This window comes from Candidatus Pelagibacter sp. Uisw_101, from assembly GCF_047727615.1.
Classification (GTDB): Bacteria; Pseudomonadota; Alphaproteobacteria; order Pelagibacterales; family Pelagibacteraceae; genus Pelagibacter.
This window is the reverse complement of record NZ_CP159821.1, coordinates 206,672-221,987: the sequence shown is the minus strand read 5'-3', so window position 1 is coordinate 221,987 and position 15,316 is coordinate 206,672. Positions and strand designations below refer to the sequence as shown.

Here is a 15,316-nt window from a genome sequence, read left to right as displayed (position 1 = left end):
ATTAAATAATTAGTGTTCGAATCGAGTATTAAATGTACACATTTTGTTCTTTTTTTCAATAGTTATTTTTTTATAATAAAATGGCTTAATTACTGTATTTTTAAGTAATTACTATTCAACAAACCAATAGCTTGAAGAAGTTTAAATTGTGAAAGTAAATAATTTCTTTCAGAATCTGCTAAACTTATCTTTGAGCTTAATAAAATTGAGTTTGATTGAATAACATCAAGTGTAGATCTTCCAAGACCAGTTTCATACTCAACTGTTATTCCTTCATTTGCAATCTCAGCTGCTTTAACTTGAGAGTTAACTGAATTTAATAAACTTTTTGAAGACTGAAGTGTGGACCATGAGATTGCTACATTACTGTTATTAGCTTTTGTAGCACTACTTAATAATAGTTTTTTTCTATTTTGTAAATTTCGACTTTTGTTTAATGAAGCTCTATTTTTCCCACCTGAATATATTGGCCAAGTAACGGTTGCTTTTAAAATATTTTTATCACGCTCGTCATATGATGAGCTCAAATCTTGAGATTTAGAATTTTCATAAGAAAATTTTGCAGAAGGTGATAAATCAGATCGTGAAATAAGCACATCTTTTTCTGATTGTTCATATTCTAATTTTGCAATAATTAATTCTGGATTGTATTTTTTTGATTTATCTATTGCATCACTCAAATTATTTGGAAGCATAAGCTTAATATCAAAATTATTATTTAAGCTATTTATATTTACAATTGGTCCAATGACATTTTCATAATTTAACTTACTAGATATGATTTCATTTTTAGATTGAATAAAATTTGCTTGGGCTCCAGCTAATGAAGACTCAGATTGAGCTAAATCAGATAAAGTAATTTGACCTCTTTCAAGCCTGGCTTTATTAGTTTCAACTTGTCGCTCTAACAAACTAAGATTACTTTGATTAATCTTTAATTTTTTATTAGCTAATACTAATCCTGAATACGCTTCAATCGCTTTTAATAAAACTTCTTGTTCTTTTTTTAATAGTTTTATTACTGCAAGCCTAATTCCAATTTGATTTTTTTGAACATCAGCATTTCTACCAAAGTCTATCAATGTTTGTTCAATTTTTATAGATTGAGTAGAAGGATCAACATCATTAACTGACTGCTCAACACCTGATCTATTGGTCAATTTACTTGTATCTTCTTGACTTTTGCTTCCAGAAATTGTGACAGTAGGTAAGTAGTTACCTTTTGAAATTCTTAAATCTTCTTCAGAAATATTGATATTTTCTCTCTCGGCATTTAAGTCAGTATTATTTTTATAAGCTTCTGTAAGTGCTTCAAATAAAGTTACTGCTAATACCTGTTGATTTAAGAACAAAACTGAGAATAGTATTAAAATTATTTTTTTCATTATTTTTTAAATTTTATCTTTTCGATCTGATGATTGCTATTTAAATTCATTATAACTGATGAGCTTTTTATCGCATCTTTAAACATTTGTTGAGTTATTCTTTGATAAGTCTGCATAAAGTTTATCACATCTCCGCTGCTCATAATCTTTAGGTTTTTCTTGTTTTTTGTTTGAACCCAGAGCTTTCTCTCCTGTTTTAATCTCCATTCTCTTAATAAGCTAAAGTTTTTAGCCTTTAAATATAACAATCCATCTAATTGCTTGAATAAGGTTTTGTATTTAGTTTTTAATTGATTGTTAACATAGGTTCTCCATTTAGCTTCTTGATCATAAACTTTTTCAAGGGAATTAATTGGCTTTTTAAGCTGACTGTTTAACTGAGGTTTTGCTCCAACACACCAGCCTTCAAAAATTACTACATCAGGCTTTGTTTTGATTTTATACCATAAACTCTTTTGGCACCTATCATCTATTGCTTTATTAAATGTTGGAATTTGTAAACTTTTAAAGTTTTTATTTTTAATTTGTTTAAAAAAATTTAACATTAAATCTATATCGTGAGTTCCAGGCACTCCTCTCGTCATTAATAAAGAGTGTTTATTTTTAGATAATGACTTTCTATCTTTTCTTGTTTTATAAAAATCATCAATAGAAACTTTAAAAACATTTAACTTAAAATATTTTTTTAAAATTAAAGCTAAAATTGATGAAACAGTTGTTTTACCTGACCCCTGTCCTCCTGCTAAACCAATTATTAATGGTTTTTTTTTATTAATCTTTTTTACTATCCAAAAACTAACAGGTATTAAAAAAGATTTAATCATCTTATCTTTGTTTTTAAATTTGTCTTTCTTGGTTTCTTGAGAAGAGATAAACTTAAAACAATCTTTTTTTACTTTTTTAAAACAATCATTAATTTCTTGCATAAAAAATTATTTTTTATCAAGAGGATGGTTTTGACCATCATTAACAGCAACATCTTTTAAATTAAAAGTATTTATTTCATCTATACATCCAAGATTAAATCCTGTCATAGCTGGATTGGCTCTTGGATTGTGATGCGTGTAAATTCCACAGTTAGAACAAAAATAGTGTTTTGCAATTTTTGAATGAAATTGATAAAGTTTTAATTTATCCTCACCTTTAATAATTTTAAAATCTTCATTCTTAACCATAGACATAATTGCTCCTTTTCTCTTACAAATAGAACAATTACATTTTAAAACTTTTTCCAAGTTATCAGGTACATTTATTTCCGCTTCTACTTCTCCACAATGGCATTTTAGTTTTTTCATCTATATTTCTCCTTTATTTTTTATATTAATTTCAAACATTGTTTCATTTCTTCTATTCATAGGTAGTGTAAAAGGTCCATCATATGTTGCTTTAATAGGTGGACTCAAAATTAATATATTATCCTTTTTTAATTCATTTTCTAAAATACTTTTATGTTTAGTGAAATTTTTATCAGATGTTCTTCCTGAATATATAATAGCCGCATAATAACCACCTTTAATATTTAATATTTTAACATCTGGATTGGATGGGCTCGGTATGTTTTCTTTGTTAAATCTTGAAGGTAAATAAAATTGCATGGTCATATTTCCTTTTTTTTCCATTTGGGTAACTGGTGTTGTCATTTTAATTTCTTCATTTTTATCATTGTTGCCCGATATGTAGTTAAATAATTTTCTAAAACTGCTACCTTCATTTGACATTGATGTTTCAATAACTAAACGATCAGAGTATTTTCTGATTTCATAAATACTATTTTTTTTTACCACTTCATAATTTGCTTCTTCATAAGCCATACTGGTAGAAGTTATAATCAAGCCAAGAAACACAATTGATAGAATTTTTTTCATTTTAATATGAGGCTTAAACTATCTCTGGTTGAAGTTATCCACAAGAGCACAAAATGTAGTTTCAATGTTCACGTTTTGATTCACCTTTGATTCAGTTACAGACTCAAAATACAACTTCTTGCGTGCATTGTATAACTGGTCTATAAATCAGAACAAAACAAGAACATGAAATTAACTATTCCCTTTTATTTACATAAAGCAGGCGCAGGTTTTCCTTCTCCTGCAACAGATTACATCGAAGAAGATGTGGATCTTAACATTCATCTGATCAAAAATGTTCCAGCAACTTTCATTATCAGAGTTCAAGGAAAATCGATGACCGATGTTGGTATTTATGATGGTGACCTATTAGTTGTTGATAGAAGTTTAAAACCTAAAAATTTTTCAACAGTTGTTGCAAATGTTCATGATGAATTAGTTGTTAAAAGTTTTGTCAAATCAAAAGATGGTCAATTTCTAACATCAGGTTCAAAAAATATTCAGGATAAAATAATTATTGGTGATGAGATGGAAGTATTTATTTGGGGAGTTGTGACTTATGTCATCCATTCAACGTACTAAAAAAATAGCACTTGTTGATTGCAATTCTTTTTATGTTTCTTGTGAAAGATTATTTAATCCTAAAATTAGAAATAAACCTGTCGTTGTTTTGTCTAATAATGATGGCTGTATTATTGCAAGATCAAATGAAGCAAAGTCTCTTGGTATCAAGATGGGTGAGCCTTACTTTAAAGCTAAAGATATAATACTTAGAAATAATGTTTATGTTTTTTCTTCAAATTACTCTTTGTATGGAGATTTATCTAGAAGAGTGATGAGAACTTTAAAAAGATTTAATCCTGAGCTAGAAATATATTCAGTAGATGAGGCTTTTTTAGATTTAAGTAATTATCCAGATGATAAAGTAGAAGATATAGGAAAAGAGATTAGAAGTATTGTTTTACAGTGGACAGGAATACCAACTAGCATTGGCATTGCTAAAACAAAAACCTTAAGCAAGATTGCAAATCATATAGCAAAAAAAAAACAATCTGGTGTAACAAACTTAATAGGAATTGAAAATATTGATCCATTACTAGAAAAGATAGATATCAACGATGTGTGGGGAGTTGGTAAACAATTAACTAAATTCTATCATCAAAATGGAATTTATAACGCCAAACAATTAAAAAATATGTCAAACACTTGGATTAAAAAAAGTTCAAACGTTTTAAGTTCTAGGACAGCGTTAGAGCTTAGAGGGATTTCTTGCATCCCACTAGAAACTAAAACTTCAAAAAGAAAAAGTTGTGTAGTGTCAAGATCATTTGGTACAAGAGTTGAAAAGTTTCAAGAGTTACAAGAAGCAGTTGCGAGTTATTGTTTAAATGCTTCTGAAAAAATTAGATCAGAATCTTTAATAGCAAAATCGATAACTGTTTCTGTTAGAACAAGCCCCTTTCAAAATAGAGGTGTATATTATTCAAATGCTAAAACTATAGATTTTCCAATAGCTACTAATAATAGTATTGAAATAGTTAAAACTGCTTTAGTTGCATTAAATAAAATCTTTATAAATGGATATAGGTATCAAAAAGCAGGCATAACATTGACTGGTTTGGTTAGTTCAAGTGGCAGTAAAAATCTATTTTCTACTGAAAAAGATGAAAAAATTAAAGTCTTAATGAGAGCTATTGATAGTACAAATTATAGATATGGCCGATCAACACTAAGCTTGGCTAGTGCAGGAGTTAACAAGAAGTGGAATATGAGGAGAGATCACTCTTCAAAGATAGATACGGCTGACTTTCATTCACTACCAATAATAAAAGCTATTTAAAGCTGATCTACACTGCTAATGTTTTCTAAAGAGTTTTCAAATTCTAGAATATTTTCTCTCTGAGAAAGTATAATTGCTGAAATCATCATAATAATAACTCCTATAACGGGCAATAATGTAATCAATGATAGATTGCCAGCAACTAGAAATAAGTAAGCAATTAAAAAAAATATAGATCTAATTAATAATGTCATTTTAAAAACAGCTATGATTGATAGTGAATGTTTTAATAGATTAATAAAACTCATTTTCGATGGCCCAAAAAATCTCTTACCTCTTATTGATGGAATAGACTTTCTATCTTTAAATAATTTAGCAACAGCACCTGAAAAACTACTCCATGCTGATTTTTCTTTTATTATCTTATTAACTGCAAATTTAGGCAAACAAATAAAATTACCAAACTTAATAGACTGTCCAGTAAAAACAAAAGTTAAATATTTGTGTAAAAGGTAACAAAGTTTAAAGAAAAACCCTTCAGATCTTTTTACTCTATTGGCTGTAATGACTTTATCAGGATAATCATTTATCCTATCAATAAGTAGAGTTATTTCTTCCACTCTATCCTCACCATCTCCATCCATTGGAATGATATAATCATAATCTTCGTGTTCAGCAATATATCTTAACCCAGATGCATTACATCTAGCATGTCCCTTATTTTTTTTCATGTTGACTATTTTAATAGACTTAAGATTGTTGAAATTAAAATCATTAATAGGTCTTTCTTCAGTAGAACAATCGTTTATAATTATAACTGAAAATTCATGGTTTAAATCATTAACATGTAAGTCTATATCTTCTAAAAGTTTAAAAGCTGACTTCCAATCATTATATATAGGGATTAAAACTTTTATTTTACTCATTTATTTCCTACACAAATATTATCAATACAAATAAATTTCGACAATGAATTAAGTTTATCCTTTGTAATCAACCCTTCCCAAACTGGCCTAGAATTGAGGTGATATGATAAATTTCCAGCATACCATTCGTCGCCAAGGACAACGTTTATTGGCAATGTGTGATTCTGCTTCCATAAGTATTCAGTTTTAATTGCTATTTCCTTGCCCAAATAATCTGTTCTTTTATCTGTTTCTGTAATTGAAATATAGGCATACACAAAAGGTGAAAAAATAAAAAAAATTATAAACGCTGATAAGAACCCATTTAGCTTTTTAAGGTTTATTTGTGCTTGAAAAATATAGACAATTAATACGCCAAAAAATAAATAAAATGGGGTCATCCACATTGTTCTTATTTTAGAACCCGTCAATATTGAGGTTAAAAACATTAATCCAATTGGAACTAGATTAATAAATATTAAGAATAATAATTTCTTATCTTTCAAAGTTATCTTAAACTTAATTTTTTTTATTAAAAAAAATGACATTATAAAAAATGGAATTAATATTCCTATTTGTTTTCCTAAAAATATTAAAGGGTAAACTATATGGTCTAATAAACTTGAATTCTCCAGACCTGTTCTGGCTAACCCATACGTAATTGTAATATAATCGTTATTAGCTAACCAAATTAAATGAGGAACTAACAAAACAATAAAGACCTCCAGAGATATTAGATATTTGAAATCAAATTTTTTATATTTCTTTATAAAAATTATATAAAAAAATAATAAGTCTATTGATATTAAAAGATAAATAAAAAGATATTTTGATAAAAAACCTAACGCTGCAAAAGCTCCAAGCCAAAAACAGTCCTTAAAAGTTATTTTTTGCTTATCAAATAGTTTCCAAGAATAATAAACGCACAACGACCAAAAAGGTAATTGGCAAACATTCACATTAAACTCAGGTGTTGTAAAATTATAGAAATAAATACCCTCTAAAAGAAGTACCGATATTAAACTTAAAGTTTTATTTTTAAATAGTTCTTCAGCAAATTTAAAAACAAAAATAAATGCAGTTACTACAAACAATTGACTTAATAAATAATAAGCCCAATCCTGCGATCCAAAAAGTTGGTAAATAACTTCAGGAAAAAATGCACTTGCTGGTGGATGTTTATTAAATCCCCAATCTAAATTACTTCCCCAAGCCAAGGCTTCAATTGTATCCAGTGGTAAATTATTATTTGTTAATGTTGGAACCAATGTCCATAGAATCAAATGAATTATAAGAAAACTATAAAACAATTTATTTATATTGTTTTTATTGATTAACATTTCATCGATTTTATATGAATTAAGCTTACTTGACACGTATTAATTGCTGAATATAATCCGCCCACTAAATTTATACATATGCCTAAAATCTCAAAACCATCTACTAAAAAACCAACTGCTAAAGCAAAAAAAGTTGCTGTTGCAATCAAAAAACCTACTAAAGTAATAAAAAAGATTAGTACCACTGAAAACAAAGTAAAGGCACCAATTAAAATTTCAAAAACATATATCCCAAAGGATACTGAAAAATATATGTGTGATAAGCACTTATCTTTTTTTAAGATAAAACTTACTGAGTGGAAAAAAGAATTGGTAAAAGCAAATAATGAAGCTCTTTACCATGGGTCAATGGATGACAATAGTGTTTCAGCAGATATTGTCGATCAAGCAAGTTCTTACACAGATAAAAATGTAGAAATGAAAGCAATTAATAGACAAATCAAATTAATTTCTAAAATTGACCAAGCCTTGATAAGAATAAAAGATAAAATTTTTGGATTTTGTGCTGAAACTGCTGAGCCAATTGGATTAAAAAGATTAATGGCAAGACCGGTCGCACATCTATGTATTGCAGCACAAGAAAAACATGAAAAGGACGAAAAAGTATATGCAGACGACTAAAGCTTAAAATTTTTTTATAAAACTTCAAAATTAATACTTAAAACCTCTTTATTATTAACACTCTAGTATATTTCCAACTTCTATTTTACCTTCATCTACCGATCTTAAGTAAACACCCATATCAAAATGATCGTAGCTTTTTTTTAATGACCTCAGTAAATTCGTATCACTTATATCTGTTTCAGGTTTTAAATTAATTGCAGTACAGCGTGGAATATTTTTCTCTACCTTAAAAGAGATATTGTTAATTTTTATAATCTTTCCGATCCATTTACGCTCTTCCCAAGCTTCGAGCCCTTCAATATAAAAATTTCCCCTAAATCGCTGTAATTCAATTTTTTGATTAATTTTTTTTTCGAAATCTTTAATGCTATTTAGATTTATAATGGATATGGAATTAAAGACCTTATTTGAATGGGAGGTATCAAAGAAAGGGGCCGTATCACTTTGCAATAAGAAAATTGGTTTCGTTAATGAATTTTCTAGTTCTAGTATTTTATTTACAAGTATAGATTTTTGTTCTGGATCATCAGCTATTATTGACAATAGCTCCTTATCACCAAGTTTTAAAATTAATCTAAGATTTTTGTATTCAAAATTATATCTATTTAAAACTGGAGAATTTTTTAATGTTAAAAAATTATTAAGCTTTCTTTCACTTGGGTTTTTTTCAAATATAAGAGCTTTTTTTAAGTCAATAATTCTAGAAAATGCAAAACTTCTATCATTTACAATTCCTAAATCTTTTTTAATGATACATGATTTGATATTTGTAAAAGATAAAGATTTTACAGGACTAAAGTATATTGATGAAATCAAAACACTCATAAAACCTATTAGGGTTGAGGAATCTCAGATTTGTTTTTTAATAAATCATACCCTCTAATAACAGCTTCTCTTTTTGCAATATCTAAATACCATCTAGTTAAGTTACTGTAATTCTTAAGACCAATATCATGCCATTCATGTCTTGCAATCCAGGGCCAAGTTGCAATATCTGCAATCGTGTATTCATTTCCAGCTAAGTATTTTGATGAAGATAACCTCTCATCTAATTCGCTATAAATTCTTTTTGTAATTTTAAAATATCTTTCTTCTCCAAATTCACTTTTTCCAGCATTGTAATGATGAAACTGATGATGTTGTCCAATCATTGGTCCTATAATTCCCATCTGCGCCATCAACCATTGGTTTACGGTATGTCGATCTTTTGCTTCATAAAATTTATTATATTTTTCAGCTAAATATATAAGTATTGCACCAGACTCGAATAATGACTGTCCATTTTCATGGTCTGTAATTACTGGTATCTTTCCAAATGGGCTTATTTTTTTAAAATCTTTTTTAAATTGTTCATCTTTTGAAAGGTCAATTTTAGTAACTTTAAAATCACAACCTATTTCTTCTAACATTATTGTAATTTTTTTTCCATTTGGAGTATCTGCTGTAAATAGTTCTATCACTCTTTAACACCTAGTCTGCTTTTTACTGTCTTAGAGGAAGTGGTAAACTCAAATCTATATTTTTCATCTGGTTTAGCGTATTTAAAACAACCTCTAGCAGCTAATGCTCCCTCATGAAAACCAGAAAGTATCAGTTTAAGTTTGCCAGGATAAGAGCAAATATCACCAATTGCAAAAATACCTTCTTTATTGGTTTCAAAATTTTCTGTATTAACAGGTATTGTTTTCTTATCTAAATTTAATCCCCATTCAGCAATTGGTCCTAGTTGCATTATTAATCCAAAAAAGCCCAAAACATAATCAGTTTTAATTTCTCTTATACTCTCATCATCATGTTTAATAATAATACTTTCAACTTTTTCATTACCACTAACTGAACCTAATTGGTATTTAGTATGAACTTCTATCTTACCTTCATCTTTTAATTGGTTAACTTTATCAATACTTGCTTGCATTCCTCTAAATTCATCTCTTCTGTGAACCAATATAACTTTAGATGTATTTGAGAGCTCTATCGCCCAATCTAATGCGGAGTCTCCTCCACCAAAAATGGTAACCGTTTTATCTTTAAAAATTGTTTTATCTTTAATTGAATAAAGTATTTGTTTTCCTTCATACTTTTCAATTTCTTTTGTTGGGAATTTTCTAGGCTCAAAAGAGCCTACACCAGCTGCAATAATTATACTTGATGCTTCAAATTCAGTTCCTTTATTTGTCTTTATTAACCATTTTTTTTCAATTTTTTTGATTTCTTCTACTCGCTCATTTAAATGAAAATTTGTTTTAAATGCTTTTATTTGTTCAATGAGACTATTTGTTAACTCTTCACCTGTGCATTCGGGCACTGCAGGAATATCATAAATAGGTTTGTCTGGATAAAGTTCAATGCACTGACCTCCAATTTTATCTAAATTATCTACTACTTCACATTTTAATCCAATTATTCCTAATTGATGAATACAAAACAATCCAACTGGCCCTGCACCTATTATTAAAGTATCTGTTTTAATCATTTAACCTTGTTTTGATGGAATGCTAACTGTTAACCCATCTAATTCATCTGAAACTAATACTTGGCAACTCAATCTACTAAATTTATTAGGTTCAAATGCCATATCTAGCATGTCTTCTTCTCCATCTTCTTTTTTTGGTAGCTTATCAAACCATTCTTCTTTGACATAAACATGGCAAGTAGCGCAAGCCATTCCACCACCACAATCGGCATCAATTCCAGGAATATCGTTTTGAACTGCACCCTCCATTACACTTAACCCACTAGAAACTTCTATAGTATGAGACTTTCCATTATTTTCAATGTAGGTAATTTTAGGCATTGAACTATATATAATTACATAAAAAAAAAGGGCAAGTACACAAAATGTACTCGCCCTTTTTAAATTATTTAGGTTTACTAATTACTTAGCTTTTCTACCACCTGATTGCATTGCTGCAGCCCAAATGATTAGACCAAATGCAGTTTTGTTTAGCAAGTCAGCTATGTTGTAAATCACGTTTAGTGAGTCAGCATCTACACCACCTGTTAGGTAACCAAATACGTAACCTAATGGGTAAATTGCCCAACCAACTGTAACGATCATTCTCATTGCACCAAATGCAGTAACAAGAGCTTTGTTTCCACTTTTTGCTGCAGCTTTTCCTGCTTCACCAGAGAATACTTCATAAAGAATGTAGAACCATCCAGCCATACCGATTACAAAACCAAGTGTAGCGTTAATGTATCCTGCTTCTCCTAAGTATCCACCTACAAGCATCACAACTGTTCCAATTAACAATCTCCAGAATATTCCAGAATTTGCTTTTCCTACAGCTGCTAGAATTAGGTAAAATTCTATCATCAGTAGTGGTACAGTGATTAACCAATCAATATATCTGTAAACAGTTGGTGACTCACCAGTTGTAACCCATACATCTCTCATATACATGTAATGTATAAAGGCAATACCAGTTACTAGACCAGCTACAATTATTGATGTTCTCCAACCTGCTGCAACATTTCCCGCTTCTAAGAAAAAGAAAGCAGTAGACGCTAACATCACCATTGTTACTAGCCAGAATGAAATCCCAACGAAGTCGTCAGAAGCCAACATGGCTGTTTCTGCGTTTGCTACACCTGAAGCACCCATTAGGGCTACAGCTGTAAGGGCAAACAATTTTAGTTTTTTCATAAAAAACTCCCTCATTTGTTAGTTTTTAACTTTTAGTTTATATAAACTAGACTTAAACAAACGCTTAAGTCATGTTGAAGGTTAACTATCAAAGTTATTTAGTTTTTAGAAGGCTTAATTACATCTAATTTGTATTGATTTTACTTACTTTTTAAATTTTAATACAATTTTTAATTTAATAAGCTTAAAAAACTAACAAAATAGAATCAAATCATATGTCAAAAAAATTTAACGATATTTACCAAAATTCTCTAAAAAACCCTGAAGATTTTTGGCAAGAAGTCTCTAATGATATTTTTTGGTTTAAAAAACCTACTAAAATTTTAAATAAATCCAATCCACCTTTTTATAAATGGTTTGAGGATGGTGTTACCAACACTTGTTATAATGCTTTAGATATTCATATCGATCAAGGCAGAGGTGACAAGCTAGCTTTAATCTATGATAGCCCAATAACTGGCAACAAAAAGCAGTTTACCTATAAAGAATTAAGGGAAAAAGTTTCAAAATTTGCAGGAGCGCTAAAAAATCAAGGAGTCGACAAAGGTGATAGAGTTATAATCTACATGCCTATGATTCCAGAGGCAGTTATAGCAATGTTAGCATGTGGAAGAATTGGAGCAATCCACTCTGTGGTGTTTGGAGGTTTTGCCTCTAATGAACTTGCTAGCAGAATTGATGACAGTAAAGCAAAAGTAATAGTTACAGCTTCATGTGGTTTTGAGCCTGGAAAAACTGTTGAGTACAAACCATTGGTTGATGCAGCAATTAAGATGGCTTCTCATAAAATTGATAAAATGATCTTATTTCAAAGAATAGATCATACAGTTGAACTTAATGCTCCAAATGAAATCAGTTGGGGTGAAGCACTTTCAAATGCGAAAGAAGTAGATTGTGTTGAAATGAATTCAAATGATTTAGCTTATATTTTATATACCTCAGGAACTACAGGTGTACCAAAAGGAATAGTTAGAGATATTGGTGGTCACATAGTTGCTCTTAAATGGACTATGAAAAATATCTATAATATTGATGCTGATGATGTCTGGTGGTCTGCAAGTGATATTGGGTGGATTGTTGGGCACTCTTATATTGTTTATGCCCCTTTATTTAAAGGTTGCACTACAGTATTATTTGAAGGTAAGCCCGTTGGCACTCCTGATGCCGGTGCTTTTTGGAAAATAATTTCAGACTATAAAGTAAAATCACTTTTTACAGCTCCAACTGCTTTTAGAGCTATTAAAAAAGAAGATCCTGAGGGTAAGTTTTTTTCTAAATATGATTTAAGTAAATTTGAGTCATTGTTTTTAGCTGGTGAAAGAGCTGACCCAGATACCATTAAATGGGCAGAAAATTTATTAAAAGTTCCAGTAATTGACCATTGGTGGCAAACTGAAACAAGTTGGGCAATTAGCTCTAATTGTACAGGAATTGAAATGATGAAAACAAAATATGGTTCAGCCTGTAAGGCAGTGCCTGGGTATGATGTTCAAATCATGAAGTCAGATCAAACTTTAGCGAAACCAAATGAGATGGGAGATATAGTTGTGAAATTACCTTTACCTCCTGGAACTTTTCCAACCTTATGGAATGCAGATAAAAGATACAAAGATAATTATATGACGAACTATGAAGGTTACTATGAAACTTATGATGCAGGCCATATAGATGAAGATGGATATATTTGGATTATGTCTAGAACAGATGACATTATTAATGTTGCGGGTCACAGATTATCGACAGGTGCAATTGAAGAAGTTTTATCAGAACATCAGTCAGTAGCAGAATGTGCAGTATTAGGAATTGCTGATAAATTAAAAGGACAATTACCAATTGGTCTAGTCGTTCTTAAAACAGGTGTTAAAAAAGACAACGAAACCATTTCAAAAGAATGTATAAAAATGGTTAGAGATACTATTGGGCCAGTAGCAGCATTTAAAACTGTAATTGTCATTAAGAGACTACCAAAAACAAGATCTGGCAAAATATTAAGAGGAACTATTAGAAAAATTGCTGATAATGAAGAGTATAAGGTGCCAGCAACTATTGATGATCCTGCTATCCTAACTGAGATAAAAGAAGACTTAATTAAAAATAATATTCTTAAGTAGTGATTAAAACATATCTAATTTTAATGGTTGCAATTTTTTTTGAAGTAGGTGGAACAATGTTGTTACCCGTTTCACAAAATTTTACAAAAATTATCCCAACCACCACTCTCGTAGTTTTTTATTTGCTGTCTTTCTATCTTATAACTTTTGTTGTTGATAAAATTCCAATCGCAATTGTTTATGCAACATGGAGTGGTCTTGGAGTATTTACCGTTGCAATATTAGGATATATCTTCTTTAAACAATCATTGTCTTGGCAAGCTGTATTAGGATTATTTTTTATTGTTTTTGGAGTTGTGCTTGTAAATAGCTTTTCAGTAAAAACTATTTAAAATTTTAAAGGCTTACCCTCAGGATCACCTAAAATTTTACCATCCCTCATTTTAATTTGACCATTAATGATTGTTGATACTGGTGTGCCTTTAAATTCATATCCATCAAAAGGTGACCAACCACATTTACTTTCAATATTTTCGTTTTTAATTATAATTTTTTTATTCATATCTACGATTGTGAAATCAGCATCAAAACCCTCTTTAATAAAACCTTTATCTTGTATCCCAAAAATTTTTACTGGATTTTCACATATAGAATTCATTAATTGCTCTAAAGTTAACTTTCCATCATTAACATGATTTAACATAACTGGTAAAAGTGTCTGAACACCTGGCATGCCAGATGGTGAATTTGGATAATTTTTTTCTTTATTCTCTCTTAAGTGTGGAGCGTGATCAGAACCAATTGTATCATTAAGATTATTTTTTACTCCATACCACAATCTATCATAATGAGATTTGTCTCTTAAGGGTGGATTCATTTGAGCATAAGTTCCAAGTTTATCATAACAGTCTGGAGCGTAGATTGTTAAATGTTGAGGGGTAATCTCAAATGTTATGTTACCTTTGTGTTGTGATAGAAAATCAATCTCTTCTTTCGTGGTAATATGAAGAATATGGGCTTTTTTCTTATATCGCTCAGCAATTCTAACTATTCTTCTAGTAGACGAGATTGCACATTCAGCGCTTCTCCAAATTGGGTGTGAATGAACATCTCCTTCTTTAATCAATTTTTTATTAATATTTAAAATTGCTTCATCTTCGGAATGTACGGCAACAACTTTTGAGCTGCTTTTAAATACTTTTTCAATATCCTCTTCCTCAGCAACTAAAAGGTTTCCAGTTGACGATCCAGCAAACAGTTTAATTCCACAACAACCTTCTAAATTTACCAAATCTGCTAACTCACTTGCGTTATCAGCTGTTGCTCCAAAATAAAATGCATAATTGCAATACATTCTATTTTTAGCTAAATCTAATTTTTTTTGAAATTCTACCTTGGTGGATGTTGGTGGATTAGTGTTTGGCATCTCAAACACACTTGTTATGCCACCTACTATTGCAGCCCTACTTCCTGAGTGTAAATCTTCTGTATCTGTTGACCCAGGCTCTCTAAAATGAGTTTGTGTATCAATGCACCCTGGTAAAACTGTTAACCCTTTAACATTAAAAGTCTCTTTCGCTTCACTGTCAATTTTGCCAATTTTTATAATTTTACCGTCTTTAATTCCTATATCTTGACCTTTAAGATCTTTATCTATGTAGCATGAGCCATTTTTAATTATTAGATCTAACATTTATGAAAAAAGTAATTATATCATATTCAGGTATCAATCAATTATGAA

Annotated in this window: 17 protein-coding genes; 5 read left to right on the top strand and 12 right to left on the bottom strand. The window is 29.8% G+C overall.

The window, feature by feature from the left end:
- Window positions 1-89: 89 nt before the first annotated feature.
- The 4 genes from ABXT48_RS01165 to ABXT48_RS01150 are packed head-to-tail and all read right to left on the bottom strand — an operon-like array spanning window position 90 to window position 3,250.
- On the bottom strand, window positions 90-1,385 hold the full coding sequence (locus ABXT48_RS01165; RefSeq protein ID WP_415286674.1) for a TolC family protein: 1,296 nt from the start codon (window positions 1,383-1,385) through the stop codon (window positions 90-92).
- The gene (locus ABXT48_RS01160) at window positions 1,385-2,311 is read right to left on the bottom strand and encodes a uridine kinase (RefSeq protein WP_415303041.1); all 927 of its coding nucleotides are present in this window, start codon (window positions 2,309-2,311) and stop codon (window positions 1,385-1,387) included. Before ABXT48_RS01160 ends, ABXT48_RS01165 begins: the two co-directional genes overlap by 1 nt.
- A 6-nt stretch (window positions 2,312-2,317) precedes the next feature.
- Window positions 2,318-2,680: a GFA family protein gene (locus ABXT48_RS01155; protein WP_415303039.1), complete on the bottom strand. Its 363-nt coding sequence runs from the start codon at window positions 2,678-2,680 to the stop codon at window positions 2,318-2,320.
- Window positions 2,681-3,250 (bottom strand): SOUL family heme-binding protein, encoded by a 570-nt coding sequence (locus ABXT48_RS01150; protein ID WP_415303037.1) that lies wholly within the window; start codon window positions 3,248-3,250, stop codon window positions 2,681-2,683.
- A gap of 165 nt (window positions 3,251-3,415) precedes the next feature.
- Between ABXT48_RS01150 and ABXT48_RS01145 the strand changes: the two genes are divergently transcribed.
- Entirely contained in the window at window positions 3,416-3,811 is a 396-nt protein-coding gene (locus ABXT48_RS01145) for a LexA family protein (RefSeq protein WP_415286670.1), read from the top strand.
- The gene (locus ABXT48_RS01140) at window positions 3,789-5,069 is read left to right on the top strand and encodes a Y-family DNA polymerase (RefSeq protein ID WP_415303036.1); all 1,281 of its coding nucleotides are present in this window, start codon (window positions 3,789-3,791) and stop codon (window positions 5,067-5,069) included. The genes ABXT48_RS01145 and ABXT48_RS01140 overlap by 23 nt, the downstream gene beginning before the upstream one ends.
- Here ABXT48_RS01140 and ABXT48_RS01135 read toward each other — a convergent pair.
- Together ABXT48_RS01135 and ABXT48_RS01130 are read right to left on the bottom strand one after the other, a co-directional pair.
- Window positions 5,066-5,935, bottom strand: a complete 870-nt coding sequence (locus ABXT48_RS01135; protein ID WP_415303034.1) for a glycosyltransferase family 2 protein — start codon at window positions 5,933-5,935, stop codon at window positions 5,066-5,068. The two genes, ABXT48_RS01140 and ABXT48_RS01135, sit on opposite strands and share 4 nt — an antisense overlap.
- Complete coding sequence (locus ABXT48_RS01130) at window positions 5,932-7,254, bottom strand: glycosyltransferase family 39 protein (RefSeq protein WP_415303032.1); 1,323 nt, start codon at window positions 7,252-7,254, stop codon at window positions 5,932-5,934. Before ABXT48_RS01130 ends, ABXT48_RS01135 begins: the two co-directional genes overlap by 4 nt.
- 78 nt (window positions 7,255-7,332) lie before the next feature.
- Between ABXT48_RS01130 and ABXT48_RS01125 the strand changes: the two genes are divergently transcribed.
- Window positions 7,333-7,875, top strand: coding sequence for a TraR/DksA family transcriptional regulator (locus ABXT48_RS01125; RefSeq protein WP_415286666.1), 543 nt, complete (start codon window positions 7,333-7,335; stop codon window positions 7,873-7,875).
- 54 nt (window positions 7,876-7,929) lie between these two features.
- Here the strand turns inward: ABXT48_RS01125 and ABXT48_RS01120 are convergent, their stop codons facing one another.
- The 5 genes from ABXT48_RS01120 to ABXT48_RS01100 form a co-directional block, all read right to left on the bottom strand.
- Window positions 7,930-8,703, bottom strand: a complete 774-nt coding sequence (locus tag ABXT48_RS01120) for an MOSC domain-containing protein (protein ID WP_415286665.1) — start codon at window positions 8,701-8,703, stop codon at window positions 7,930-7,932.
- Between the two features lie 8 nt (window positions 8,704-8,711).
- Window positions 8,712-9,338 (bottom strand): glutathione S-transferase family protein, encoded by a 627-nt coding sequence (locus ABXT48_RS01115; RefSeq protein WP_415286664.1) that lies wholly within the window; start codon window positions 9,336-9,338, stop codon window positions 8,712-8,714.
- Window positions 9,335-10,351 (bottom strand): NAD(P)/FAD-dependent oxidoreductase, encoded by a 1,017-nt coding sequence (locus ABXT48_RS01110; RefSeq protein ID WP_415286663.1) that lies wholly within the window; start codon window positions 10,349-10,351, stop codon window positions 9,335-9,337. Before ABXT48_RS01110 ends, ABXT48_RS01115 begins: the two co-directional genes overlap by 4 nt.
- Window positions 10,352-10,672, bottom strand: coding sequence for a 2Fe-2S iron-sulfur cluster-binding protein (locus ABXT48_RS01105; protein ID WP_415286662.1), 321 nt, complete (start codon window positions 10,670-10,672; stop codon window positions 10,352-10,354).
- Window positions 10,673-10,753: 81 nt separating this feature from the next.
- On the bottom strand, window positions 10,754-11,524 hold the full coding sequence (locus ABXT48_RS01100) for a bacteriorhodopsin-like (protein WP_271492687.1): 771 nt from the start codon (window positions 11,522-11,524) through the stop codon (window positions 10,754-10,756).
- Between the two features lie 215 nt (window positions 11,525-11,739).
- On the opposite strand from ABXT48_RS01100, the gene ABXT48_RS01095 reads away from it, so the two are divergent.
- Together ABXT48_RS01095 and ABXT48_RS01090 are read left to right on the top strand one after the other, a co-directional pair.
- On the top strand, window positions 11,740-13,635 hold the full coding sequence (locus ABXT48_RS01095) for a propionyl-CoA synthetase (protein WP_415286661.1): 1,896 nt from the start codon (window positions 11,740-11,742) through the stop codon (window positions 13,633-13,635).
- Window positions 13,635-13,967, top strand: coding sequence for a DMT family transporter (locus ABXT48_RS01090; RefSeq protein ID WP_415286660.1), 333 nt, complete (start codon window positions 13,635-13,637; stop codon window positions 13,965-13,967). Before ABXT48_RS01095 ends, ABXT48_RS01090 begins: the two co-directional genes overlap by 1 nt.
- Here the strand turns inward: ABXT48_RS01090 and ABXT48_RS01085 are convergent.
- Complete coding sequence (locus ABXT48_RS01085) at window positions 13,964-15,268, bottom strand: dihydroorotase (RefSeq protein ID WP_415286659.1); 1,305 nt, start codon at window positions 15,266-15,268, stop codon at window positions 13,964-13,966. The two genes, ABXT48_RS01090 and ABXT48_RS01085, sit on opposite strands and share 4 nt — an antisense overlap.
- Window positions 15,269-15,316 lie beyond the last annotated feature (48 nt).